Origin of the sequence: Gardnerella sp. DNF01195, from assembly GCF_049244175.1 — a bacterium.
Taxonomy (GTDB): domain Bacteria; phylum Actinomycetota; class Actinomycetes; order Actinomycetales; family Bifidobacteriaceae; genus Bifidobacterium; species Bifidobacterium leopoldii.
On record NZ_CP058383.1, the window covers coordinates 711,250 to 735,760 of the forward strand.

Genomic DNA, 24,511 nt, shown 5'->3' on the forward strand with positions numbered 1-24,511 from the left:
CCTTCAAATCAGCTGTTGCTTTATATAGATTATGTCACTTACCATTTACGCATTTAATGAACGTAAGAACTGTGATTGTACTGCACCTTCACAATCGTCATTCAGTGACATTCGAATATGCGCTACACACAAAGTTCTTGCAATTACAAACATTCCATCGTCAACAGTTAGCTTTGCAGCTTTTCCAATAATATGATTTGCTTCAATATTAGGCCAGACAGGAATATCGTCACTCATAAAGCAATGTCTAACATCATCCATACTAGTAGGAGCTTTATAACACTGCGAGCGCATTCGTGATAATAATTCTTCTAGTTCCATTTGTAGCGGTTCTATTCTTCCTGGAGCTAAATAGTCTGCCATTCGGTAAGCGCTTGCTGCCAGAGTGAACTTGTCTTGCATCCAAGCTGCATAAGCTAATCTATAGTATGCGAATGCTGCGTCGTCTTTGTCTAATGCGACTCGAAGTGCGTTTAGACATGCTGCTACTGTTGACGTCCAATCTTCTTGTTGCGATAATGCTGCTGCAAGTCGCAAATGCGATAATGCGTATGTTGGAGCGTATGAAACCATTGTGTTTAAATGTTTTAACGCCGCATCATATTGATGTAGTTGTGAGAGCAAATCTGCTAATTCCATGTGGGCGTAGAATAATCCGTCTGGAATAAGTAGTGTTTGCTCGTCTGGTGTTGCGAATAAGCGGTTGTACACTACTCGTTCTGCATATGAATTAAAGTAACGTGGCACAGCATTATCTATTGTGAACATGGTGTCAAATTTTGCAATATTGTTCTCATAAGATTCTAATGCTTGTTTAATGTCGCCCTCTATGAGTTGTTCTTGGGCGTGTATGCGCATATCTCTTATATTTTGAGATGCTTTGAAATGAAGTTCCGGTATTGTAGTTTCGTCAATAAGTGAACGAGTTACTATATCTGCTTGGTTGTTAAGCTCTGGGTCGCCAATTTGTTCGATGATATTCATTGCTTCACGAGCTTTTTCAGCTGTTGTTAGCAATGGTTGTGAAGCAATATGATGAAAATCGGCGACTGCTTGCTGTAGCAAGTCTTCTCGTTGTATAGAAAGACCTTTAGCATGTTCTGTTCCGAGTATTTCTTCTTGTTCTTCGTTAAATAGTGTGTCTGAAAACTCTGGCTCTTCCTGTGCGCCGTTAGGTGAGAAGCAAGTGTCATGCAAATCGAATGATGGTTCTACAGTGTTAAGCTTGCAATTTTCGTTTAAGCTTATACGCGCGTTAGATTTTTTGTAGAATTCTATAGGATTTTGTAATCCGTGCGAGCGAATATGTTTTACGAAATTGTCACGTTCGAAAGTGACGGTCATTAAAGTTCGCACTTCTGGCGGTTCGCTAAATGCTGCTAAAGGATTTGTGTTATTTGCGTTGTTTTCATTGTTTCCGGCTGCCATCGCGCTTGTTAAATCATCGCTATGCTCATCTACTAATGATTGCGCAGCTTCTACAACATCAGCAAACGGTAGGTGTTGCAAATCTTGCAACTTAGAAGGGTCGCCATGAATGTCTCCATCTTTTGGCTCACCTTTTTCGTGCGTCGTACTATTGTTATCAATTCTATTTAGTGCTCTTAGAGTACGATTTAGTAGATTGCTAATAGCGCTATCTTGTGCAGCAACCATTTCTTCTAAACCTACAGAGTCAAGTCTAATAGAAACTTGCTGTATTTTATCGCTAATACCAAAAGCGAGAGTTGCAAGCATAATTCCAATTCTCAAATTGTAATTTACTGAAATATTGGACTTTTCGCTATCACTATACTCATGCCACTTATTTTTATGAGTATCGTAGATACTTCTTGGCATTAGTGATGATCCTGTTGCTGTAAAAGCTAATGCAACTTTCCCATCTCCTAAATTAGAGCGAAAATCTGCATCAAAACGGAACGGTAAATACAAGCTACGAATAAGTTCAGCTAAAGATTGGCGATACAACCACTCTCCTGCTTCAGTTTGTTTTAAATACGATGCAGACTGTTGGCACTTGCGAGCTTTGCGCCATAAATGCATTAATGGTCGAATACAGTCATCTTGCGTAGGATCTCCGAAACTTTGCATTCCTAAATCTTCGCTAGGAATAAAAGCTGGATCTTCAATAAATGAGTTATCGATAGCACAAATGCGCTCGCAAGTAATATTATCTTCTAAACTTTTACCACCTTGCGATGCGTTTGCTTGAATGCATTGATAAATTGCTTGTAGTCTGTTTAATGCACCTTCAATGCGCAACACTTTCAAAGCTGCAGAAGGCTCTAATGAATCATCCCAAATCAAGTAATGTGCTGAAGTTTTCTGTGCAGGTTGTAAGTGTAATCTTTCCGCTGCATGGACTGCTTCTAGACTGTGAGTTTGCTCTAATGCTCCAACGTCGCGCATGACGCGTTCGTAGTATTCTTCCAAACCGGAAACTCTAAAACCTTCTTTGCGCGCAGTTTTAATATCGGAAACGCTTCTTCTTATTGCGCCAAGAGGAGCTTCTGTATGCAAGCGGTGTAATACGTGAAAATATCCAAAACCAACTAATGATTGGTGTAAATCTGGCACAAAAAAAGTCGCAAAAAATACTGTAGCAATAGCGTCTTCATATGAAAGATTGCATCTAAAATCGTCACTCAACGATACGCGTGTGCCTTCGATAGTATATTTTTTATGCTTTCCATTGTTTAAGCAAATCCATGAAGCAACTTGATGCAAGCCATCATCTAAAGAAACTTGCATAACAACATCGCCATAGACAAAAGGCTTATCGTTAATGTTTTGTTTTGCGTATGAGCTTGAAGTATTCTTATTTACTTTCTTTTTTCGTAAATTTTTAAATACGTTTTGTAGTTGTTTTGTAAAGTTATGTGATGCTTGTATTTGCTTAGATCCATAGAATCTAGTTTTGTTATATAGATTAAAAGACCCTTGCTCAATAAATGACAATTGTGGTATGCGCTCAATTGCTTCTACAGGAGTTACTTTATCTCCTGTGTAAACTCTCCCATCTTTGTCTGCGATTGCAAGTTGACGAAAATGTTTTCCATCATCTTTGCATAAACCTAGCGCAATTCCAAATAGTTTCCCAGGGATTTTAAACCAAGCTAGTTGGGTATTTGGTGGAAGTCCTGGAAAATCACGAAAAATACGGTGTTTAGAAAAAGTAGGAATGGAAGTAATTTCGCCTTGTTGCCATAAGGAATCAATAGCGTCTGACATGATTGACATACGATCTTCTTTAGAGTGTGTCTGCTCGGTAGATTGCACGTCTTCAGCCATAATCCCCATTCTTTCAAGTCGTTGACATAATGCAAGTTGCGTTCGTAAGCATTCAGCATTTAATCTTATGCGCTGACTGCACTCGTCACATCATAGTTCAGTATATAAGTAGTATATAGGAAACGCATGTTCGATGTGTGAATGTTGCAGAATTGTGGATATTTTATTTTCAAATGGAGCGGACAACGGGACTCGAACCCGCGGTCTCAACCTTGGCAAGGTTGCGCTTTACCAACTAAGCTATGTCCGCAAACAAGTGAATACCTTATATCATTTTCATAAAAAGTGCAAATTAGGTATGTCGCAAGCCTTACAAGTACTGGCTGCACTTGTAAGGCTTACTTGTTTCAGATTTTCAGTGTTTTAAGTTGAAGACTTATTTTATTTGTTTGCTTACTTGCTTTCGTCATCGCGCTTTGGAGAAGATGGTGTTGCACCCTTTTCAAGCACTCGACCAGGGCCTGCAAGATAAGCTGCGCGGCCTGCTTCAATACCAAGCTTGAATGCTTTAGCCATAAGCACAATATCGTTTGCAGTAGCAACTCCAGTATTTGCCATTACAGCTGCAGCACCCATTTCCATTGCTTCAGCAGCCTGGCTTGGAACGCCAATGCCGGCATCGACAATAACAGGAAGATCGATTTCGTCGATAATAAGCTGAATAAACTTCTTAGTTTCAAGACCCTTGTTAGAGCCAATCAAAGAGCCGAGAGGCATAATTGCGGCAGCTCCAGCGTCGCGCATTGCCTTAGCAAAGTACAAATCTGGATACATGTAAGGAAGAACAGTAAAACCTTCGTCAGCCAAAATCTTTGTTGCTTGCAAAGTAGCTTCATTGTTTGGCAACAAATACTTGCGATCAGGAATAATCTCAAGCTTGATGAAGTTTCCGCAACCCATTTCGCGAGCAATATGTGCAGTGTTAACTGCTTCCTCTACAGTTACGCATCCGCTAGTATTAGGCAAAATGGTAACGCCTTCTGGAATATGCTTTAAAATTCCTGCAGCTTTCTCGCTATAGCGAATTGCTACAGTAATCATTTCAGCTTTAGCACTATTTACTGCGGCATCAATAAGCTCCTCAGAATACTTTCCAGAACCCAAAATGTATCGAGAAGTAAACTTCTTACCACCTAATTCTAAATAATCTTCATTCTCCATAATTTCCTCCATTTTTTATCCATTTCAACGCTTCTAACGCTTCTAAACTTGCGATAATCGAAACATAAGGCAAATACAAGCCTTCTTCAGGAGAAGACTTAAAATCACCTACTAAGCACACGTTTGAAAGATGCTTAATTTTTACGTTCTTAATATCTCCTAGTCCAGATAAGCCAGAAGCGGTAATAACATATTTGTTAGGATGATTCATGAAATAGTCAAGAACCATTGCTTTCGATTCGCGATTGTCGAATGCTTCAATAAACAAGTCGGAGCGCTCAGCAATCTCATCTAACGATTCCGGCGTAACTTTTTGCACGAAAGCTTCTACTTCAACGTACGGCAAAGTTTCATTAAGCCGCGCTTTAGTAGCAGATACTTTGTGTTGTCCAATTTCGTTAATCGTATAATTTTGACGGTTTAAATTCGAATACTCGATACTGTCAAAATCGTAAATGTACAACTTTTTTACGCCGGCTCGCGCAAGCATTAACGCAATATTTGATCCCAAACCGCCGCAGCCAAGTATTGAAACTGATTGTTGAGCAAACAAATCATTATCTTCCTTTAGCTGACGTTTAAGAACTTTTGCGCGAATATCGTCACTTTCCATTCATCCTCCTCCCATAATGCTAAATACTTCAATTTTTGCGTTATCTTTAACTATGAAAGTTTCAAAATCTTTGCGTTTTACTAATTCACCATCAACTTCTATTGCAACAAAAGTACTGTCGTAACCTTCGCGCTTAAGTAGTTCAAGTAAATTCTCGTTCTCAACATAATCCACAGTATCGTGATTAAGTTTCAGCACACTTACCTCCTTTCTGTAGAATATGCTTTAAGTTTTGAATATTACGTTTAAATATTCTATCTAAGCCTTAGCAGGATGAAGAATAAACTTGCCCTTAAAGTCTTCGCAAACTCCGTTTTCTTTGCTGTAAATTTCTTCGCCGCGAAGCAAAGTTCTTACCACCTGGCAGCCAATAGTGCGACCAACGTATGGGCTGAACTTGTTTCGATACTCAAGATCCTCAGCTTTAAGAACATAAGGAGCATTTGGCTTAATGAATGCAAGATCTGCGTCATAACCCAAACGTATGCTGCCTTTTCCTTTCAAATCGAAGCGTTTTGCAGAATTGCTAGAATTCAATGCCACAAATTGAGTCAACGACATTCCGCGCTTTTGCACAGCTTCATCAAAGAACACATCAACATCGTTTTGAACGCTACCAATACCACCCCAAGCTGTGAAAGCATCATCAGTTTGCTTCAAACTCAAAGGAGCTGGCGAATGGTCGGAAACAATGAAGTTAATAGAACCGTCAAAAACCTTTTCCCACAAGCCATTCTGGTTTTCCTTGTCACGAATTGGCGGAGTGCACTTAGCGATATTTCCAATTTCGTCAAGCTCAGAAGTGTCGAAATACAGGTAATGGTTGCAAGTTTCGCAGCTTACGTCTACGCCATTCTTACGAGCGTCAGCAACAGCTTGAGCGCCTTCCGGTGAAGAAACATGAACAATATGAATTCTGCATCCAGTTTCTTTAGCAAAAAGACAAGCGCGTTCAATCGCTTCAACTTCGGTGAAAACAGGTCTGGTTGCTACGAACTCAGAAAGCTTTCTAGCTCCCATTTGATGAGCTTTCTTTCCAAGCTGGTCTGTAATAGGAGCGTTTTCGCAATGCATAATCAAAATTTTGCCGGTTTTTGCAATCTGCTGCATACCGGTGTAGAGGGAATAATCGTCGCAATTATACAAATCAACTTGCAAATCCTTGTCGCCAGTAGTTCCAAGGAATGCCTTGTAATTAACGACACCCTGCTTATCTTGCTCGCATATTCCGCCATTGAGGTTTTGTGGTTCCAAGCCACCAGTTTGACCAACATCAACCTTGAGCTTTCCGTCGGCTTCTTTAAGCACTGCTTCAAATGACTTTCCATCAGTAGTAGCAGGAATCTGATTGCAAGGCATTTGCAGCATTGTAGTAATACCGCCTTTTGCGCCGGCAGAAGTTGCTGTTACAAAACCTTCCCAATCGTCGCGAACGCCGCCGCCTGGAGCGTTAATATGAACATGAGAATCAACTTTTCCAGGAACAACTATTAAATCAGTTGCGTCAATAGTTTTATCGGCTGTAAAGTTGCTTCCAAAAGCGGCAAACTTGCCGTCTTTAATTGCTATATCGGCTTTAGTTGCTTCATTATCGAATACAACCAAACCGTTTGTGATTACTACATCGTAGTTCATATTATTTCCTTTCTTTAGCCATTGTTGGCTGAAAAACTTTTGATAGTAATATTTGACACACGAAGCCTACAGCGCATCCCACAATCCATGAGATTTGAGTAAGCGGTGAAAGTAGAGGAATTATCTGCCCGGAAAGAGCAAATAAAAGCCCAAGTATCGTAGAAGTATAAGATATCCAGTTAGTTCCAGAATAAGCAGATTTTGACGAGCTATTTGTATCGTAATAAATTTGATCAAGATCAATATGCGTGCGCTTTACTACGTAATAGTCCGCAAGTAGAACACCTGCAATAGGGCCTAAAAGCATACCAATAAGATTCAAGAAGCCGGTAATATTAGCCATAAACTTCCACGGCATTAGCACAGTGCTTACAAGAGCTGCAATAACTACGCCACGCTTATAATTTACAAATCGCGGAGCTAAAGCAGTTAGCTGGTATGCTGCAGGAACAATATTGCCAGTGGCATTTGTACAAACTGTAGTAAGTAGAAGCAACCCAGTAGCTATTGCAATTGCAGGAAGATTATCCCACTTGTTTATGATGACAAGAACATCTGTAATGGTTTCATGGTAAAAAAGCGATCCGCCCACTAAAATAACTACGCTTGTAAAAGCAAAAAGCGCGTAACTTAGCAAGAAGCTAGCAATTTGACCTTTTAGTTGAGCCATAGTTGACTTTGCGTTTTGCGTAAAATCAGCAATAGAAACGGCAGGAGCAGCCCAAACGCCCAGCACAGAATTTACAACCATCATCATGAAAAGCCCAAGACCGTAATTAGTTGGCGCTTGAACAGTAGCATGATATTGCATGATTGCAGATAATCCACCAGCACAGCTAATAGCCCATACGCTCATGCAACCAAAAACAACGTAAATAAGTGGGCTTAATACTACAGTTAGCTTATTAAGAGTCTTTCCTCCGCCTAAACCAATCGCCAAATTAAGCAACCAAAATATTGCGAAGGAAATAATAATAGGTATGTGCGAACCAACAAATGGTATTTTGTTTCCAAAAGTAAGAAACTCAGGGCAAATTTTGCCAACTAGAATCTCTAAAGCTTTCGCACCTATATATGTTTGAATTCCATACCAGCATATTGCAGCAACTACTCCCCTGAGGAATCCTGGTAGTTGAGCGCCTGCTTTTCCGTATGTTGCGCGCAAATGCATAGAAAACGGTATGCCGTATTTGGAACCTACAACACCGTTAGCAACCATGACAATTGCTGTAAGAATTGCGCCAAGCATGATACCAATCATTACGTAAATTGGAGAGTATCCCATTAAAAGGAATGCGCCAACTGCAGCATAATTAGGAATATTGTGTACAGACTGCATCCACAAAGTGCAGAAATTAAGAGCGCTCATTGTGCGTTTTTCTTGCGGCTTTGGCAGTAAATCTTCGTTGGTGTAGCCGCGCTCGCGGTAACATTCCAAGTTTTTACTAGCTACTGGCTCGTCTTGTAGCAGTTTACTAATTTGCATGCGCACCTCCTTACTTTTCTTGTTTGTAATTTGATTCTTTTTTGTGTTTTGAGTTTTTTGAAAGTAATAATCGCAACTTTGCTCAAAAATAAAAAAAGATACGAAAGGATTTCGTACCCGTGGTGGTGCGCCCCTTCGTATCAGCCTCTTATTCGTGAATAAGCGTTGTACTCTCATTCGATATTCACTTTTCTTCGCTGCGATTAATTAAGCAGTGAAGTTTGCATCGTATATGCCTTTTGCGTCCTTCCTAGATTTCTATTTATTTGGTTTTCGTTATCTTTTTAGTTGGTTTTTAGTTAGTCCTCATAAGCCAAACTATGCAGAGCATCTCGTAAAAGCTTTACTCCGTGAACAGCGTCTTGTGGATCTGTGTACTCTTCTGGAGCGTGACTAATACCATCTTTTGAAGGAACGAAAATCATTCCGGATTTTACAAACGGAGCAAAAATTTGCGTATCTTGACCAGCACCTGAATGCATGACTCTGTACGCATAACCTTGCTTATTAGCTTGATCTTTCAAAAGATTAATAATATCGTCGCTAAGTGGTGTAGGATCGTCAGACATCCACTTATCGATCTGCGCTGTAATGCCATAAGACTTGGCAGTTTCGTGAATATCCTCGTCGAGTTCCTGCAAGAATTTATCAAGAAAAGCTTTATCTGTATGACGGCAGTTCATTGAAAAAGTAACTTCTCCAGGAACAATATTTACTTGATTTGGAACTACGCTGATTCTACCGAAAGTAAGCACCAGTGGGTCGCCTGCTTGCTTAGCTTTGTCAAGATTTTTGGCGATTATATGAGACATGCAATCTACTGCATCGTGCCTGTAGGACATCATTGTTGTGCCAGCGTGATTTTGTACGCCTTTAAGATGAATATCCCAACGGTGCTGACCGGCAATGCTAGTGATAATACCTAAATCTTCGTGATTGCTGTAAAGCGTTGGTCCCTGCTCAATGTGTAGCTCAATCCAGGCTTCAAGATTTGCGAACTTAGGTTGAGTTGTTTGATAATTGAACCCAGCTTCACGCATTGCTGTTTCGAAAGGAACACCTTCACTGTCGCAAATATTTTCTACGTCCTCTTTTTTGGCTAGCCCGAAGAAATTCTTTGAACCCCAGAATACGTATGGGAAACGTGAGCCTTCCTCTTCTGCTAAGCAGATAATGCGAAGACTTTTCTTTGGCTTTCCATATCTAGTAAGTAAATTCTTAATTGCTAAATAGGCTGCAACTATTCCAAGTTGGCCGTCAAAACGACCTCCTCTTGAAACTGTGTCAATATGCGATCCGCAAGCTATTATGCTTTCTGGTTTTTCGCATCCTTCAACAGTTGCAATTAGGTTTCCAACTTGGTCGAATTCCACAGTCATACCGAGTTTTTCAAATCGTTGACGAAGAGCAAAAAGAGCCTGTTTCCAAGATTTTGTGTAAAGAGGTCGAGTAACTCCTTGTTCTCCTGGTTTTTCTGTGAATCCTGCAAGCCAGCTTATGGCCGATTCTATAGTTTCAGCACTTATGCTGCTATCAATCATGTGCAGTATTCCTCCTCACTTGTGCAAGTTTTCCCAAAAGTGACATTCAGGCGGATATTTTTTGGTTTTGGTGTTTGGTTTTTAGTTTTTTAGTTGTTTTTTAAATCTTTTTTTAATTGTTTAGTTGATACTCGTGTAATTGCTACTACTTTGTGGCAACGCAAGATGTCACGAAAATCGTGACAGAAAGAAATCACTTATTGTAATTGCTCCCTACGCATGTCTTAACAAAACAGGTTCAAAGGGTGTTTCTCAACTGTTTCCAGTACCCCTGCAATTTTCACTTGTACTCGGATGAGTATAGCACGATATTAAATGAACTCAAAATGAACATTTGCATGTGTGTTTCTGTGAAGAAATGATTGGTTGGTTGATTGGTTGATTGGTTGATTGGTTGATTGGTTGATTGGTTGATTGGTTGATTGGTTGATTGACTGCTATGAGATATTGCTTCCATTTGTGGTTACATGTATGTTCGGCTGCAAAAAATTTTCATATGTAAGTTAGGAAATAAAAAATAGCCAGATAACAAAAAACGCAGTGATTCTACACTGCGAACATATTGTGGGTGATATAGGAATCGAACCTATGACCCCTTCCGTGTGAAGGAAGTGCGCTAGCCGCTGCGCCAATCACCCAAAATTTTTTTAATTATGCGTGAAAGGCAATCCTTTCGAGTGGGCGATACAAGGTTCGAACTTGTGACCCCTTCCGTGTCAGGGAAGTGCGCTACCACTGCGCCAACCGCCCAGGTTGTTTATTAAGCTTGAAGCTTAATCGAGGTGGGTACGAGAGTCGAACTCATCTATACGGCTTTGCAGGCCGCTGCCTAACCGCTTGGCTAACCCACCGTAAGGTCGAATAACTCATCGGACCTAGAGCGGACAACGGGACTCGAACCCGCGGTCTCAACCTTGGCAAGGTTGCGCTTTACCAACTAAGCTATGTCCGCAATGCAACTTTACTGAACAATGTCAGCGCCGAAGCACGAGTAACTACTATACCCGAAATATTCTCAAATGCAAGCCCTCGCCTATTTTGGCGTGTCGTTTGGTGTGCTATTTGGCGTGTTTTTCAGCGTGTCTGTTGGTGTGTCATATATTCTATTCGGCGAAGGTGTATCAAAATTGTTGCGTTAAGGAAACAGTTTTGATACATGCGATTATTGCTTATGATAAATCTAGCCAAACAATAACAACAATATGAGTAACCTTTGCACATAAGGAAGGTGCTCATATGATAGAATCGAATTGAGAGCTGGGGCTCCCCCTTACCCTTGACCCTTCACGGGGTAGGTTTGGGGGAATCACCAGCTCTTTGGGTTATATGCCAAAAAGTGTAGTTATAGGTAAAAATTTATTCTTTATTCATCTGGGGAATGTACTTTACGTGGTACACCTAAATCGTCTGCTATATCGTCATAGACATCTCCGCATTCATAAGGATCTAGAAGGTTATAGGCTTCTATTAGCAGCTCTTTAGATGCGCTCTTGTGTATCCATGCTTCTACTAAATAATAATCAATTGCAATAGACGGTTCGCCTGCTCTAATAGCGCTATTGGCTGCTTCTTTAAAATGTTCGTCCATAGTAGGTTCGGCATAGGGACGGAGCTTCTCAGCCATGTCATAGCAAAGTTTCATTATATCCATTAGCTTTTGATTCCTCTCTTATCTTCTACGTCATTATATGCAGTAACAATACGCTAAGCTTTTTCTTTTTTGATAAACGCATTTCCAGGATAGCATCAGCGTATGCGGGAAAGACTATGAGCCAAGGCGAAAAATGACACCATATTCCAGCGATAATAACGAGTGAGAGTATGGCTGATAATATCGCATCTAATTTCATAATGAGCCTGCAGTATAGTGGATAGTGAGTCCTGGACACTTGGTCTGTTCGGGACTTTTTATTTACTTAGTGCGCTTCAAGGATTACCCCAGCGTATTAGGGAAAGACTCATATGATAGAATCGAAATGAAGGCTAGGGCTCCTCTTACCCTTTAATCTCGTAATGAGTTGGTTTGAGGGTATGACTAGCTTTCGTATATTCCAACTGTTTTTACAGTCTTTAACAATCCATGTGTTATAAGACAAAATAAAGGAGCCCACACAACGCCTAAAGTGTTAAAGCAGTCAACGGCATGAAGACGACTTTCAGCTAAATATATCAAATATTTAGAACACATTGATTATTCACACAACAAATACAATATTCAATCTTCAGAACTAACAAAATTGGATTAATTTCATTGTTTATTTTCAGAAAATAAGATAGATTTGGCATTTTTATATATCTTTCAAAACAAAGGGTTCTTTATATTTAATTTTGGCGTAGGAATGTTATTAGGAAAAATTTTTGGCATTTTTTATTTCAAGATTTTGTCTATAAAATTTAGCAAATGCTTCAGTTATTGCACTAAATGATTTATTATCCAAATGAATCATATCGCTTATTGAAGCGGAAATATTTTTTAAAGCTTCTTTAGATAATGAATTTGAAATTTCACTCAAAGCGGGCGAAACAGCTTTGATAAAATGCTCATTGATTCTACTCGTTTGAATGATTCTAGCAAACGAAGATAAAACATTTTCTAAATCTGTAACGCTCAAATGTTTTCTGTTCTCAAAATCAGCAATGGCAATATCTAACTTCTTTATATATTTCTTAAGTAGATTTCTATATTTGCAGAATTCAGTATCAGAAATTTCTTTGCTGTGCATTACATCGTTTCTTATTTTTCTAATTTCATCAAGATTATTTCTAGTTAAATCTATATTCCTTTTACTAAAAAGTCTTTCCCATAATGATATCTTTTCACCCTTATTTAATATATTGATAATATTATTTAAATTTTCCCGATTTTTCAAAGCTAATTTTGCATCTTTAATTACCTCATTTGCATCTTCAATAGATTGTTCCTTAAATAAATAATCAATATAATTTTGAAAAGTAAAACAATCTAAAGCAATCTCAATATAACGATTTTTATTCCTTATATTCTCTGCAACATCCTTCTTAATTTCTTCGTCGACTAAAGTTTTTTTAGTCCATTCTGTACCATATGCGCTTAACACAGTAAGATATACAAATTGTCTTAATTTTCTTTCAAATGTGAATATATACTTAGACAGGTTATTGCAGTAATATTCTGAAGCTCCATCAAAAATGACAACAACGTTATATTTGCATCTTAGATTATTTTTTATAAAAGCGCGCTTCAAAGACTCGATTGAAGTTGCTTCTTTTCTCGTAGTTTTATTATTAATAGTTAAAATTTTTAGTCTAATTCCTTCGCCTGTTTTCTGAATACGATAATTAAATTCTTGATTATCGTTGTGTAAGCATAATGTTTTTTCTTTAAAAGAAATCAGGTTTGTGAAATTTTCCTTAAATGAATCAATATCATTTTCGCTATCATTATTTCTTAACATAAATACAAGGTCAATAAACATAAGTACTTCGATTCAAATTTTGCTTTTCCATTTGTTATACAATTTACTTCTAACAACACGTATATTTGGATTAACACCTTTTGCAAAATAAGTTAATTCCTGATAATCAAACTCTTCCATCATTGGGCCGCATATCAATTCCATGTCGTCAAAATATTTATCATCAATGTTAAAGTCCAGACAATGAACAATAGGTTGATTATTTGATAATAAGTTATTAAAGACTTCTTGACCAACATTAGCACTATATTTCTTATCACTAAAAAATTTTATTTGGTCAAATGGAATATATGTTACTGAGTATCTCCATTCTTTTTGGAATTTCCACTCAGTACTTTTATATTTCCCTAACACATTCGTATCAAAACAAAAAAATTCACCATCCTGTCTCAAACATTTAGGATATATAAGTGATTCATCATCTGTATATGTTACTTTTGCATTTAAACGTTGGGTAAGAATGTCTCTATCTTTGTCACTTATAATAAATTGCGGCATTAGCTTAAATCTACATCCAAAACAATATTGCGCAGGTACTATAAAAGTTTCATCCGTTGACTTTTCTGATGGTTGATCTTCTTTATTAATGCAATGCTCAACGTAATCATCATAATTATTTTTAAAAGGAAAACTTCTTAATTTTATACAAACGCCTCTGCTGGAATCTCCATACATAGACCATTGTGGTATGCTGTCTCTATTCTCGCTCCAGCAGCTTGAAAAAATAAATTTCCCCAAATTACGACCTTCACCAGTAATTGCTTCAGTTTTATCATCCATACATTCAAGTGAAGTTAGTCGCAAAGTCTTATTCATTAAAATTAACTTTGCTGATTTCAAACTAGTGTAATGATATAAATATTCTGGTATCCCTTCAACTATTTGCATAATCAACTTCCTTATCTTTTCCTATATTTCTCTCAGCACAGCAAAATCTCTTTTTTACCATTTAATTTATTATCAAGAAGAGTCCATTTTAGATATATTTCAACATTTTCAATCACTTCAATTCTAGCAGGACATGCGGTATTTGACTGTCAAACTAAACAATAAGCACATAATCCCTAGCAGGTTGGATAATAGACGCATGAATATTGCGGATCAACACAAGAAGGCAGCCGAGTTTATTGAGCGCTGGCAAGGTCGCGGCGACGAAAAGCAGGAAACACAGAAGTTTTGGCTTGACCTTATGCAAAATGTTTTAGATGTTCCGGATGTGTTAGTAGCTAACTTGCACAATGAGCTAGCGAAGCAGTATTCTAATCCAGATAGTGAAGAAGAACATCATTCTTTAGCATTGTTAACTGTTCGTATAGTGTTTTGCTTATATGATTAAGATGCTGAAATATCATCAGCTTCCATAGCTAGAATTAGCAAAGGTGAAAATGTGAATACAGAGACACTACTACGCATCTGTCAATACTTGGAATGCGACATCAAATACATTTGCGAAGTAAAACAGGTAAAAACGAAGCAGTTCGTATGGACGTACTCATGAAAATAGCCACTGCGCTTGACTGCAAAGTTGAAGATTTATTTGAAACTGTGATCAATTCTAAAGAAAACATCAATAAAGACTGCTGACAATTATTAGAAATGTGCATAGACAAATATTCAAATAGATTCAATATAAAAGATCTAGTAAGAATCAGCTTATTAACTAATGTCAAACTTGACAAAGGTGAAAATAGCACTACTGAAGTTCTCATCAAAAATTTACGAAACATTATATAATAGATAAAAATGTGTTTATAGAAGAAAAATACTAATAAACTGTAAAAAACTTATATTCCGTGGAAATAAAATAGATAATAAATATTAGAGTCCTACCAAATATGTTTCTTACATTCAGCACTTAATCAAGTTTATCCCTCCAGGCAGTTAGACTTCTTTTATCTGACTGAGTTGAGTTATGAGAATGCCACATAATTATCGAATGACATAAGGATCACCGGCACCTGACTGCAAGAATGTATTTAGTCTTTGTACTATATGCGCAAGATACTATTTTTGAAAATGCAGTCTTTCTGCAAGCAGGCGAATGTCATAAAAGCCGGGCATCTGACATCGAAATCGTAAAAATAATTTCATTGATTCAAATAATTCATGGGCGAATAGACGTTGAAAAGCGCTATAAAAGCGCTATAATGTCAGAGATGGCGTCTTAAAGGAGCTTTTATATATGGATTGGAGTAATTTCCGTTTTATTGATTTATTTGCTGGAATAGGAGGTATCAGATTGGGCTTTGAATCAGTTGGTGGCCATTGTGTTTTTTCATCCGAATTTGATGAAGATGCCTGTAAAACATATACTGCCAACTTTGGAGAACACCCAGCTGGTGATATAACTAAAATCGATGCAAAAACAATTCCTGATTTTGATATTTTATTGGGGGGATTTCCTTGTCAAGCCTTCTCAATTATTGGGAAAAAAGAGGGTTTTTCAAATGAAACATGTGGAACACTGTTCTTTGATATTGAGAGGATTTTGAGGGAAAAACGCCCACCTTCATTTATGCTTGAAAATGTTAGAAACTTAACAGCCCATGATGGTGGTAAGACATTTAAAATCATAAAAGAACATTTAGAGAACCTAGGCTATCATGTTTATGCTAAAGTGTTAAACGCCTTAGATTATGGAGTTCCACAAAAGAGAGAAAGAATAATAATCGTCGGTTTTCTTGATGATATTGATTTTTCTTTTCCGGAACCAGTATCCGACGATAAAAAGAAATCGTTATCAGATATTTTAGAGCAAAATGTCGATCAGAAATATTACGTTAGAGACGCCATTAGAGAATCACGTATTAGACGTTTAAAAGATAAAAGTTATCCAAAACCATATATTTCACATGAAAACATGGCAGGTTGTATAACTCCTCACCCTTACTCTTCTGCACTTAGAGCTGGTGCATCCGCTAATTATATTTTGATAAATGACGAGCGTAGGCCAACCGAACGTGAAATGCTACGAATTCAAGGGTTTCCAGATACTTATAAAATAGTGGTGAGTTATACCAAAATGAAAAAGCAATGTGGAAATTCTGTAGCTGTTCCTGTGATTGAAGCTGTAGCCAAGAAAATGGTTTATGCGCTTAAAAAATTTGAAGAAAAACGGAGGAATAAAAAGAATGATTAAAGCTAATAGATCCACAGCTAAAGCTGCTCTTGATGCAATTATACAAAAATCTAGGGTTCATCTATACAAGCCAATTCAAATAGCAGAAATTCTCTATAGAGACCGTACAATTGGTGATATTAATCTACTGAATTTGGAGGATTATCGAACCAGGAGTAAAAAATGGAGAGATGACATATGCTGCGTTTTACTCGGCAGGGTGTGCACTAGCAGTGCTAAGTTTCAAGATGACCTCTTTAACGAGACAGCGATTCCGCCCGTCTTGATAAATGAGTTAGGCAAAGAAGACAAACGTACAAACGGTGCTGTTGAGGCCTATATTTACAACCGCTTCATAAACAAACACATTCAATTATCAGATGCTTTAGATTATTGTATGGAAGCATCCAAAAATGATTTTGATGTTAAACATTTCATCAATTCATTTTGGGATGAACCTGGTCTAAAACGAAGTCTCGATAAGATATACGAAATTGTTGTGTATTCATTATTTTCAACTCTTGTAGATGCTTTAAATTTAAAGGTTGAAATTTCTGTTGACTCCGATAAATCTGCTTTACTATCAGAATTTGAGGACTTTGCAAAAATGGTTATGTGCATTGATTTTTCGCATCCAAGTTATATGCAAGGTGCTCGTGTGTATCGTGTAGGCGTTACGAATGCAGCAGACCGTGGGTTAGACATGTACTCAAATTGGGGACCAGCTATACAAATCAAGCACCTTAGTCTTAATGTTGAGTTGGCTCAAAATATAGTTAACAGTGTTTCTAGCGATCGTATCGTAATCGTTTGCAAAGACGCTGAAAAAAACGTCATAATTTCTCTTCTTACTCAAATTGGATGGAAAAGCCACATACAAAGTGTTGTAACTGAAAACAATTTGATTGATTGGTATGAAAAAGCTTTGCGAGGAAAATACTCCGATTTAATTGGAGATAAGCTTCTTTTGTGCCTGTGTGAGGAAATTGCAGAAGAATTTCCATCCGTTGATAGCATACCTGATATCCTCAAAAATAGACATTATGACAAAATTTCAGATTCATTCTGGAGGTAATTTACATGAGAAAAGAAGAATTTAGGACCTGGCTCTCTTCACGTATTCAGAAAAAGCCATGCAGTGATTGTCTTAGCAGATGTAAATCTGTAGAGGAATCATATGACACAGACTTGGACACAGAATTTAATTCTGACAAATGCAAATCATTGCTTAAACAAATGCAATATACAATCAAAGATGAGCGTGAAAACAAACAATGTCCTATAAAATTCCACTTTAAGAGTGGTGTAAATATAAGATATCGTATGTGTAACTTGCGCTCTGCGGTAAGAAGATATACAGATTTCTGTGAGGAGATACCCATTCAACAAAAACACTCTACCTCGAAATGAATCAAGCATCAGGACAACCAAGTTTGTCCTGATGCTTGATTCTTCATACATCATTTCTCCATAACCTTTGAAAGATATCAATTCTGTCCACAAAGAATAGGTAAGCATTGATTTCGATTCTTATTTCTATATTTACTTCTATAGCTTAAGCATCTGTAAAGTCTGCTCTAATATCTCTTTTCTTTGAGCCCTACTTTCTCAGTACCTTCAATATGCTCCTTAGCCTTACTTCCATCAATAAAAGTAAATCCCGCATCATGATTTTCCCTGACAGTAATGCGCTTGATGATGGTCTCTAATAGTTTGTAATCAACAACAAACTCACTAGTAGATATCTTGTTAATTATTTTTGTGATGTTGACAGTAGGTATCCCTGTTAAATTAGCTATATTCTAAATTAAGTCTTTTCTCTTTTTCAAAACATCAAAAGCGGCTCTCGTGATTGATTTATGAACCTTAATATCGTAAAGATGTCTCATATAACATTTATGCGCTTTGTTCCATTTATTTTTACACCGCCAAGCTACACGTCCACCACAATGTTCAGGATGAATACGAAATCGTCCAAAATATGCTCCGCACATAGAACAGAAGATTTTCCCACTAATCCCGCTAACCTTATTAACGCTCTCGCTTACAGGTATGCTTTGCACGTAGTCATGCACAGTTCGTGGAATAATCGCCTCACGACATTTTCTACGTAATACTTCGATAGTTCGCCCTCATTCTTTTTCTTTTCTTTGGTTAAGAAATTAACCGTGAATGATTTTTGCAGTAGTGCATCACCCTTATATTTTTCATTAGTTAAAATGGCATGAACAGCTTGATAACTCTAATCACACAGGCAGCTAGGAGTTTTAACATGATTTGCTTCCAATTCTCGTTTAATCTCACTCGCATTAAACCCAAGAATTGCCAGCGAATACATAAACTCAACTATTTTAGCTTCTTCCTTGTTGATGATAAGTTCCCCGTGTTTACCTCTGTCATAAATCATAAATCTCGTAAACGGAACTGTTACATTTCAATCAGCAAATCTTTTACGCTGATCCCAGGTACAGTTTTCTGAAATTGACCTTGACTCTTCTTGAGCAAAACTAGACATTAAAGTAAGAACGAACTCGCTTTTAGTATCAAGCGTATGGATATTTTCTTTTTGAAAAATACGCCGATTCCTCTTCCTTTAAGCTTTCTAATCGTGCTGATTGTATCTAACGCATTTCTGGCAAAACGGCTGATTGACTTGGTAACAATTAAATCGACTTTTCCTTGCAAAGCATCTTCTATCAAGTGATTAAAACCATCTCTATTTTTACGACTTAGACCTGAAATACCATCATCGTAATATAGACCGGCAAACTGCCAATCATTTCTTTCCTTAATATACTTTGTAAAGTAAGCTTTTTTGTGCTTCTAAGCTATTATACTGTTCTCATCTTTTTCAGTTGAAACTCGGGCATAAGCTGCAGCTCTTATCTTTTTGATTTTCGGCAGTTTAAAAATTCTTGGTGTCAGTTTTACTACTTCTTTTACCATAAATTCCCTCCAGCATAAGAGTTGGAGGATTATATTGATCTTTTATCTGAGTAACTGATAACTGCCATGATTTGTCATCAACCATGCCTTTGAAATGCAGATAGCTTAAAAGCAATTTACAAAGACTGTAATCCATCTCGTTTTGCAGTATTATCTTTATTTCTCGCATTGGCTTATCCTCCTTGTAACCTATACATCACTCAGACTCCGGAATAAGTCAAGTATTGATACCTTCTAAGTACTAAAAAGACACTCCTAAAAAGAAAAAATCCAGCGTCAATTCAAGCCGGATTTTCATTCACGTTCTTCTGATTCACAAGCCTACAATAAACCCTTATTTGCAGTGTTCTTCTAAGCAACAACCACCAAACTCTGTATCGTTTCCTGTGTAAATACATCTCTACTTGTACGAGCAACTTAGTAAAGCCGCAGCGTGCTAAACTTTTTAGCGATAGTCTTCACAAGTACGAAAAACAGCCTAAAGTACATAAAACCGCCTAATCCTAATATCCAATCACATCTTTCTCAAGTTCGCGTATAACGTCCTCGGATATGTTTTCAACAGCAATACGATAGACCTTATTCATGTGAGGATTATAAATACCCAAGTACTGAATATTCTGAAACTCTGGATGAATAGAATGCAAACCCATACGACAATTGTACTAACACGCTGCAATTTTTAACGTGTTAACAAAAGGCTCAAGTAGCGTGATGCTTGCGAAACATATAACACAGAAAGCAACAGTTTCAGAGTTCAGAAGGAAAAGTTTCATTGCATACAAGAGTTAAGAAACTAGATATTGGATTCACTTTTTAACGATAGGAAAACATCGCAAAAAAGGGTTTAATTGCAATTTATAACTTTCTCAATATCTCTTTTCCCATAAAGCACACGAGAAACCACAACTTCATGCTTTTCTTCAAAAACAAAATAAAAAATAAGAAAATTATCACACGTCATGAACCTTATGCTTTATGCAAAGATTCAAAAACCTTACTAGCAGGCTTCACATCACCAGATAAAACTGACTTATAACCCTTTTCCAACTCATCATTCAACTCACCTTGAGTCATAGAACTCACATCACGCGGCTCTCTATAACCCAATTTCACATCAAAAGGAAGCCCCTGCTGTAAAACAACCTGCTTATAAAACATAGTAATAGCACTCGAAGGAGGAAGACCCAAAGAATTCAATATATACTCTGCCTGCTCTTTTAACTCTGGATCAATACGAGTATACAAGTTAGCTGTTTTCGCCATATAATCACCCCTTATTTCTTACGACGATTATACAACATTGCATTGGCATTGCAATGTCACTGCATTAACATTAGCATTAGAAAATTACACTTATATGTAATATTAAAAATGCAAAAATCACACTCAAAAATCGCGATGAATCCAGCTAACAAACTCAAAATCAACAAAATCAAAGCACAAAACTTAGATGCAAAAACTATTCATCTTGATATTCAAGCAAAGCATCAGTATCAATCGTTTTAATCTCAAACGTTTTTCTTGTTGAAACACAAAAATTATGCTTAATCATAAGATTTGCAAGTTTCACACCATCAACCAAAATAATATGATGATTGTCAGCGTAATCTTTAGCTTTCTGCGAAAACCTAGAAGTTGTAACAAAAAGACCATGTCCTTGCTTACCAGCAATTGCACCAACTATACTACTATATACGCTGGCTATACTAAAGGAGAAATTATAAAAAAGATTGATTTGAATAAGGAAAAAACTCAGAGCTATACATTCATAGAAAAGACTCAAAAAAAAACAGCCATAAAAATATATGAAGAAAAGTTCACATAAATCTATAGAAGCCTGCAGATATCTAGTCCGTAGGCTTCTATAACTATTAGAGTAGTCAGTAAATATTTTTAATTTAAATCAAACAATATATATACATTATCTATAAAAGTTTTGCTTTTTGCAATTCTACTATTTCCACCAAGTTCTTTATACTTTAGGTATATTTTATTAGAAATCTTAGCTATAGAAGCTTCTGTTATATTATTCAAATCAAAGTTTTTTAAATCAATAAAGCTTAATTCTTTCTTCTTTAGTGCGTCAGCAACAACTGCATATATAACATAAAAAAGTATGTCATTTACTTCAGTGTTAGTCATACTCCTATAAGTTTTTAAAGTATTTTGAACCCTTCTTCCTATGCTAGCAGCCTTATAGTATGCTTCTAGATCTTGATTATCTTCATATAAGTATTTGTATGTTTCCTCATCTGTTAACAATGTTGATGGCCTTGCTCTCGCAAAATCAGGTTTTCTTAGTACAATCGAAATTAAACATTGAGCAAGAAAGGAAACACTAATTATATCGACAGCTTTTTTCTTTTGATTTTTATAATAATTCTTTCTTCTGTCATAATACAATCCCCTGTTTTTGAAATACATTTCAATCTGCAAATGAATTGTATCAGTTACCCTTAAAGACGATTTTGGAATGCTTGTTTGATTGTTAGTAGAAAAAATAATATTATCTCTAGACTCCTCACTTTTAGGTCTTATAACTCTAACTAAAATTGTCCTATTATCTTCATCAATTCTTCCACTTCGTTCTGAGAAATAATTATATATTTCTCTTGAAGTCTGCAATCCATTAACTATTTCAGGATTTACAACTTGCAAAGATTTATTTGTTATTAATTTAATATCTGTCGAAAGAATTGTCACCCCATTATTTAGCCACCAAAAGTCCTCATTCTCTTCACCCTCTAGCGTATTAGCAATAGAGGAATTAACACTATTATGACCCTGATAGTCTCTAACATTTGCTTCAAAAAATGTTTTTCTTAAAAATAGATTATCGTCTGTAATGAATCTAAAATATGTACCCAATTTAACTAAACTAATATACTCATTTTCACTTAATGAAATCGGCTGATCTGCCAATTCCAAATTAACTCTTGTCTCGCTATCCGCATTGTACATATCTATTAATTTATCAGCGGTAATAAAATTCACATTAACCTCTGATGAGGGATAATACTTTTTAACAAGTGTTTTTAATTCCTTTGCTTGCATAGCAACATTAGGATGAGCCTCAGTACCTAAAGTAATATAATAATAGAAAAATCTCACCTTGACTTGACTTCTAACTAACTTAGCTATAGCGTCTCTAAAAATTCCAAAAGATTCAATCGTAGTTTCATTATATCTATCTGAGAAATTATCTAATATATTTGACATATTTAAAAGATTGTCAGAGACGGTTTTCCACTTCATTAAAGCATTTTCTTCAAATGAAGTAGTGTTTTTAGACTGTAAAATGAAAAAATCCAAATAAGACCCTTTTGTAGCATTCAACCCTTCTATTTGATCAGCAGTAACTAATTCACCATTTAAAAAAATATATAAGTTATCACAGCCTCCATCATTACTACCACCAGAATTTCCACTGTCAATTTCTTCATCACTAAGATTAAAATCTTTTAATACTTGTGATGCTGCAAAATGTTCAAAATAAGTGTTTATATCGTTATACCCACTACTCTCTTCAAATTCTTGTTTAAAGCACTCTCTTAATAAGATTTGATTATTTGTCAGCTGAGTTGTCATTTTCAATCCTCCACTCTATTTTTCATATATTTCCTATTTTGATTCTCTTATCAGTAGGCTTATTCGTATCTTCCGGAATTGCCCAATATGAACCAATTTTTATTGCACCAGCAATTCTACCTTCGCTACATAACACTTGGATTTGTCTAACTGATATCCCTCATTTTTCTGATACCTGCCTTATTGACATATATCTCATTTTTAAAACTCACATCCCATTGTATTTTACTTGCATGTATTTTTTGCTTTTCATTAATAATGAAATTCCAAAGTATGAACAATATCAATATTAGATTCTTCCTGTGCAAACACCCCTTACGAGTTTCTTAACACCCTTATCATTGAAAAGGCACCTTTAAAATAAAAAACTGGCCTTTCTATTAGCTAGAACAACAATTATTTTTATTTGATTTTTCTTAAATTCTTTATTTTAAGTTCTTTGAAGAGAGTGAAGTGTAGATTTTTGTATTATTTTGAGTAAAGTTATCTCTCCCCCCATATGATACAGTACATTCCCTTATGCATAAATTTCCCACTTCACAGGGTGGGTGCAAAGTGGGTGCACCTTTTAACGTTAACATCCTGTGCACTCGACCCTAGAGCGTTGATATCTTCCATCAAACAGCCAAAACACGCTCAAAAATCACGAGACCCCAGCTTACAGCCGCCGTATACTAAACCTTTTAACGATAGTCCTCGCAAACACCTGCTACACAAGGGCAAAAATGCACCCACCTAATCAGCCTCCTGCATCAGATAGCACAATAAAGCGCCGTGATGGTAGGAAGCCCCGCTTATTTTCTCGTTTGAGTTTGAACATAAAAATAGCAGATAAAGGGAAGGAAATGAATTTACACCAAAGTGAGGGCTTAATCGCTAACAGCATGCTCGCAATATAAAAATTGCAAATAACGTTCTCATTGCATAACTTTTTCGCAATTTGTTATCTAAGTCGCAGTAGCTGGGATAGTACAGAAGAATTACGTCAAGCTATTCATACTTATATTGATTTTTACAACAATCACAGAATTAAAATGGGGCTTAAAAGACAATTATGGAACATCGTGCTATGATTGCGCAAAATGTCTAAAAATTGTCCTAAGCCCCTTTTGTTTTCAATGTCAAGTAATGCTGAATGTTAAGCTTTTTTAGCTTAATAACAGCGAGTTTTCCGTGGTATTTCAACGATAACTCGGGTTTTTAGACACACTTTTTTGCCGCTTATCCTCAAAAATGGTTCCTTCATTAGGCAACGACATCGTTGTCATCAAAGCAAGCATGAACGTAAACGGACCGAGCGCATTCCCATACGTTTTGAACATCACACCAAAATCATGGCCGAATACCACCATCGACAAGTAAAGGAACATAAAATTCACAGCTGTAAACAGAACCAACTTCAGCACGAACATAAGAACCTTGTACATAAGAATATTCTCCTCACTTACTCCACGGAGTCGCACACCAAATAGGTTTAATACTCATTCTATCCAATAATTTTTTGCCATACAATTGTTGTTGTTATTTTTGATAACACATAAAATGTATAAGGTGCTCTAAGTTTTACTTGTAACAAATAGAAATAGGGTTATTCCCCCAAATACTAAATTATGCAAATAGACTACAATTAGAATACTCTAATGAAACTAACCTAATCTACTGTTGTAATTAAAT

The 24,511-nt window shown here is 36.6% G+C and carries 24 protein-coding genes, 5 tRNA genes and 1 riboswitch; of the genes, 6 read left to right on the forward strand and 23 right to left on the reverse strand.

Going from position 1 to position 24,511, the window contains the following annotated elements:
• Nucleotides 1-45: 45 nt before the first annotated feature.
• The 15 genes from HXT43_RS02600 to HXT43_RS02670 form a co-directional block, all read right to left on the reverse strand.
• Nucleotides 46-3,291 (reverse strand): tetratricopeptide repeat protein, encoded by a 3,246-nt coding sequence (locus HXT43_RS02600; RefSeq protein ID WP_415707165.1) that lies wholly within the window; start codon nucleotides 3,289-3,291, stop codon nucleotides 46-48.
• Between the two features lie 174 nt (nucleotides 3,292-3,465).
• A tRNA-Gly gene (locus HXT43_RS02605) sits at nucleotides 3,466-3,541 on the reverse strand.
• A gap of 143 nt (nucleotides 3,542-3,684) precedes the next feature.
• Nucleotides 3,685-4,452, reverse strand: coding sequence for a thiazole synthase (locus HXT43_RS02610; protein ID WP_004108959.1), 768 nt, complete (start codon nucleotides 4,450-4,452; stop codon nucleotides 3,685-3,687).
• Nucleotides 4,442-5,065, reverse strand: a complete 624-nt coding sequence (thiF, locus tag HXT43_RS02615; protein ID WP_004106663.1) for a sulfur carrier protein ThiS adenylyltransferase ThiF — start codon at nucleotides 5,063-5,065, stop codon at nucleotides 4,442-4,444. The genes HXT43_RS02610 and thiF overlap by 11 nt, the downstream gene beginning before the upstream one ends.
• Entirely contained in the window at nucleotides 5,066-5,263 is a 198-nt protein-coding gene (gene thiS / locus HXT43_RS02620) for a sulfur carrier protein ThiS (protein WP_004106666.1), read from the reverse strand. It lies immediately after the preceding gene.
• 60 nt (nucleotides 5,264-5,323) lie between these two features.
• The gene (allB, locus tag HXT43_RS02625; protein WP_415685196.1) at nucleotides 5,324-6,700 is read right to left on the reverse strand and encodes an allantoinase AllB; all 1,377 of its coding nucleotides are present in this window, start codon (nucleotides 6,698-6,700) and stop codon (nucleotides 5,324-5,326) included.
• Nucleotide 6,701: 1 nt separating this feature from the next.
• A complete protein-coding gene (gene allW, locus HXT43_RS02630; protein ID WP_004574240.1) occupies nucleotides 6,702-8,186 on the reverse strand; it encodes an allantoin permease in 1,485 nt (494 codons plus the stop codon).
• Nucleotides 8,187-8,485: 299 nt separating this feature from the next.
• The gene (locus tag HXT43_RS02635) at nucleotides 8,486-9,727 is read right to left on the reverse strand and encodes a hydantoinase/carbamoylase family amidase (RefSeq protein WP_119522786.1); all 1,242 of its coding nucleotides are present in this window, start codon (nucleotides 9,725-9,727) and stop codon (nucleotides 8,486-8,488) included.
• Between the two features lie 193 nt (nucleotides 9,728-9,920).
• Nucleotides 9,921-10,010, reverse strand: a riboswitch (TPP riboswitch).
• Between the two features lie 282 nt (nucleotides 10,011-10,292).
• A tRNA-Val gene (locus HXT43_RS02640) sits at nucleotides 10,293-10,365 on the reverse strand.
• A 40-nt stretch (nucleotides 10,366-10,405) separates the two neighbouring features.
• Nucleotides 10,406-10,477 (reverse strand) — tRNA-Val (locus tag HXT43_RS02645).
• Nucleotides 10,478-10,507: 30 nt separating this feature from the next.
• Nucleotides 10,508-10,578, reverse strand: a tRNA-Cys gene (locus tag HXT43_RS02650).
• A 28-nt stretch (nucleotides 10,579-10,606) separates the two neighbouring features.
• Nucleotides 10,607-10,679, reverse strand: a tRNA-Gly gene (locus HXT43_RS02655).
• A gap of 411 nt (nucleotides 10,680-11,090) precedes the next feature.
• Nucleotides 11,091-11,378: a hypothetical protein gene (locus HXT43_RS02660; protein WP_415707167.1), complete on the reverse strand. Its 288-nt coding sequence runs from the start codon at nucleotides 11,376-11,378 to the stop codon at nucleotides 11,091-11,093.
• Between the two features lie 694 nt (nucleotides 11,379-12,072).
• On the reverse strand, nucleotides 12,073-13,182 hold the full coding sequence (locus tag HXT43_RS02665; RefSeq protein ID WP_421781077.1) for a hypothetical protein: 1,110 nt from the start codon (nucleotides 13,180-13,182) through the stop codon (nucleotides 12,073-12,075).
• Between the two features lie 12 nt (nucleotides 13,183-13,194).
• Nucleotides 13,195-14,070, reverse strand: coding sequence for a DUF2971 domain-containing protein (locus tag HXT43_RS02670; RefSeq protein ID WP_415707169.1), 876 nt, complete (start codon nucleotides 14,068-14,070; stop codon nucleotides 13,195-13,197).
• Between the two features lie 199 nt (nucleotides 14,071-14,269).
• On the opposite strand from HXT43_RS02670, the gene HXT43_RS02675 reads away from it, so the two are divergent.
• The 5 genes from HXT43_RS02675 (at nucleotide 14,270) to HXT43_RS02695 (ending at nucleotide 17,375) form a co-directional block, all read left to right on the forward strand.
• Complete coding sequence (locus tag HXT43_RS02675; protein ID WP_415707171.1) at nucleotides 14,270-14,518, forward strand: hypothetical protein; 249 nt, start codon at nucleotides 14,270-14,272, stop codon at nucleotides 14,516-14,518.
• A gap of 51 nt (nucleotides 14,519-14,569) precedes the next feature.
• A complete protein-coding gene (locus HXT43_RS02680) occupies nucleotides 14,570-14,680 on the forward strand; it encodes a hypothetical protein (RefSeq protein WP_421781079.1) in 111 nt (36 codons plus the stop codon).
• Nucleotides 14,665-14,766 (forward strand): helix-turn-helix domain-containing protein, encoded by a 102-nt coding sequence (locus tag HXT43_RS02685; RefSeq protein ID WP_421781081.1) that lies wholly within the window; start codon nucleotides 14,665-14,667, stop codon nucleotides 14,764-14,766. The genes HXT43_RS02680 and HXT43_RS02685 overlap by 16 nt, the downstream gene beginning before the upstream one ends.
• A 598-nt stretch (nucleotides 14,767-15,364) precedes the next feature.
• Nucleotides 15,365-16,321: a DNA cytosine methyltransferase gene (locus HXT43_RS02690; RefSeq protein WP_415707173.1), complete on the forward strand. Its 957-nt coding sequence runs from the start codon at nucleotides 15,365-15,367 to the stop codon at nucleotides 16,319-16,321.
• Nucleotides 16,314-17,375, forward strand: coding sequence for a HaeII family restriction endonuclease (locus HXT43_RS02695; protein WP_421781084.1), 1,062 nt, complete (start codon nucleotides 16,314-16,316; stop codon nucleotides 17,373-17,375). The genes HXT43_RS02690 and HXT43_RS02695 overlap by 8 nt, the downstream gene beginning before the upstream one ends.
• A 727-nt stretch (nucleotides 17,376-18,102) precedes the next feature.
• On the opposite strand, the gene HXT43_RS02700 is transcribed toward HXT43_RS02695, so the two are convergent.
• The 7 genes from HXT43_RS02700 to HXT43_RS02730 form a co-directional block, all read right to left on the reverse strand.
• Nucleotides 18,103-18,294, reverse strand: coding sequence for a hypothetical protein (locus HXT43_RS02700; RefSeq protein ID WP_421781086.1), 192 nt, complete (start codon nucleotides 18,292-18,294; stop codon nucleotides 18,103-18,105).
• A 248-nt stretch (nucleotides 18,295-18,542) separates the two neighbouring features.
• Nucleotides 18,543-18,707 carry a hypothetical protein gene (locus tag HXT43_RS02705; RefSeq protein ID WP_415707176.1) on the reverse strand — a complete coding sequence of 55 codons (165 nt, stop codon included), beginning with the start codon at nucleotides 18,705-18,707 and terminating at the stop codon, nucleotides 18,543-18,545.
• 107 nt (nucleotides 18,708-18,814) lie between these two features.
• On the reverse strand, nucleotides 18,815-19,093 hold the full coding sequence (locus HXT43_RS02710; protein ID WP_421781100.1) for a recombinase family protein: 279 nt from the start codon (nucleotides 19,091-19,093) through the stop codon (nucleotides 18,815-18,817).
• 30 nt (nucleotides 19,094-19,123) lie between these two features.
• The gene (locus HXT43_RS02715; RefSeq protein ID WP_415707177.1) at nucleotides 19,124-19,246 is read right to left on the reverse strand and encodes a hypothetical protein; all 123 of its coding nucleotides are present in this window, start codon (nucleotides 19,244-19,246) and stop codon (nucleotides 19,124-19,126) included.
• A gap of 969 nt (nucleotides 19,247-20,215) precedes the next feature.
• Nucleotides 20,216-20,512, reverse strand: coding sequence for a type II toxin-antitoxin system RelB/DinJ family antitoxin (locus tag HXT43_RS02720; RefSeq protein WP_004574886.1), 297 nt, complete (start codon nucleotides 20,510-20,512; stop codon nucleotides 20,216-20,218).
• Nucleotides 20,513-20,708: 196 nt separating this feature from the next.
• Nucleotides 20,709-21,032 (reverse strand): restriction endonuclease, encoded by a 324-nt coding sequence (locus HXT43_RS02725; protein ID WP_415707179.1) that lies wholly within the window; start codon nucleotides 21,030-21,032, stop codon nucleotides 20,709-20,711.
• Nucleotides 21,033-21,142: 110 nt separating this feature from the next.
• Nucleotides 21,143-22,837 (reverse strand): AIPR family protein, encoded by a 1,695-nt coding sequence (locus HXT43_RS02730; RefSeq protein ID WP_415707180.1) that lies wholly within the window; start codon nucleotides 22,835-22,837, stop codon nucleotides 21,143-21,145.
• 920 nt (nucleotides 22,838-23,757) lie between these two features.
• Here HXT43_RS02730 and HXT43_RS02735 point away from each other — a divergent pair.
• The gene (locus HXT43_RS02735; protein WP_116971428.1) at nucleotides 23,758-23,910 is read left to right on the forward strand and encodes an IS3 family transposase; all 153 of its coding nucleotides are present in this window, start codon (nucleotides 23,758-23,760) and stop codon (nucleotides 23,908-23,910) included.
• Between the two features lie 108 nt (nucleotides 23,911-24,018).
• On the opposite strand, the gene HXT43_RS02740 is transcribed toward HXT43_RS02735, so the two are convergent.
• Complete coding sequence (locus HXT43_RS02740; protein WP_415707288.1) at nucleotides 24,019-24,264, reverse strand: hypothetical protein; 246 nt, start codon at nucleotides 24,262-24,264, stop codon at nucleotides 24,019-24,021.
• Between the last annotated feature and the right edge of the window lie 247 nt (nucleotides 24,265-24,511).

Excerpts from the sequence above, each read along its gene's own strand:
- allB (WP_415685196.1), bottom strand. The coding sequence starts at position 6,700 with ATGAACTACGATGTAGTAATCACAAACGGTTTGGTTGTATTCGATAAT.
- HXT43_RS02695 (WP_421781084.1), top strand. The coding sequence starts at position 16,314 with ATGATTAAAGCTAATAGATCCACAGCTAAAGCTGCTCTTGATGCAATT.
- HXT43_RS02610 (WP_004108959.1), bottom strand. The coding sequence starts at position 4,452 with ATGGAGAATGAAGATTATTTAGAATTAGGTGGTAAGAAGTTTACTTCT.
- HXT43_RS02670 (WP_415707169.1), bottom strand. The coding sequence starts at position 14,070 with ATGCAAATAGTTGAAGGGATACCAGAATATTTATATCATTACACTAGT.
- HXT43_RS02740 (WP_415707288.1), bottom strand. The coding sequence starts at position 24,264 with ATGTACAAGGTTCTTATGTTCGTGCTGAAGTTGGTTCTGTTTACAGCT.
- HXT43_RS02705 (WP_415707176.1), bottom strand. The coding sequence starts at position 18,707 with ATGATTTATGACAGAGGTAAACACGGGGAACTTATCATCAACAAGGAA.
- allW (WP_004574240.1), bottom strand. The coding sequence starts at position 8,186 with ATGCAAATTAGTAAACTGCTACAAGACGAGCCAGTAGCTAGTAAAAAC.
- HXT43_RS02715 (WP_415707177.1), bottom strand. The coding sequence starts at position 19,246 with ATGGTAAAAGAAGTAGTAAAACTGACACCAAGAATTTTTAAACTGCCG.
- HXT43_RS02685 (WP_421781081.1), top strand. The coding sequence starts at position 14,665 with ATGGACGTACTCATGAAAATAGCCACTGCGCTTGACTGCAAAGTTGAA.
- HXT43_RS02665 (WP_421781077.1), bottom strand. The coding sequence starts at position 13,182 with ATGTTTATTGACCTTGTATTTATGTTAAGAAATAATGATAGCGAAAAT.
- HXT43_RS02675 (WP_415707171.1), top strand. The coding sequence starts at position 14,270 with ATGAATATTGCGGATCAACACAAGAAGGCAGCCGAGTTTATTGAGCGC.
- HXT43_RS02600 (WP_415707165.1), bottom strand. The coding sequence starts at position 3,291 with ATGGCTGAAGACGTGCAATCTACCGAGCAGACACACTCTAAAGAAGAT.
- HXT43_RS02660 (WP_415707167.1), bottom strand. The coding sequence starts at position 11,378 with ATGGATATAATGAAACTTTGCTATGACATGGCTGAGAAGCTCCGTCCC.
- HXT43_RS02730 (WP_415707180.1), bottom strand. The coding sequence starts at position 22,837 with ATGACAACTCAGCTGACAAATAATCAAATCTTATTAAGAGAGTGCTTT.
- HXT43_RS02635 (WP_119522786.1), bottom strand. The coding sequence starts at position 9,727 with ATGATTGATAGCAGCATAAGTGCTGAAACTATAGAATCGGCCATAAGC.
- HXT43_RS02690 (WP_415707173.1), top strand. The coding sequence starts at position 15,365 with ATGGATTGGAGTAATTTCCGTTTTATTGATTTATTTGCTGGAATAGGA.
- thiF (WP_004106663.1), bottom strand. The coding sequence starts at position 5,065 with ATGGAAAGTGACGATATTCGCGCAAAAGTTCTTAAACGTCAGCTAAAG.
- HXT43_RS02700 (WP_421781086.1), bottom strand. The coding sequence starts at position 18,294 with ATGTGCGGAGCATATTTTGGACGATTTCGTATTCATCCTGAACATTGT.
- HXT43_RS02720 (WP_004574886.1), bottom strand. The coding sequence starts at position 20,512 with ATGGCGAAAACAGCTAACTTGTATACTCGTATTGATCCAGAGTTAAAA.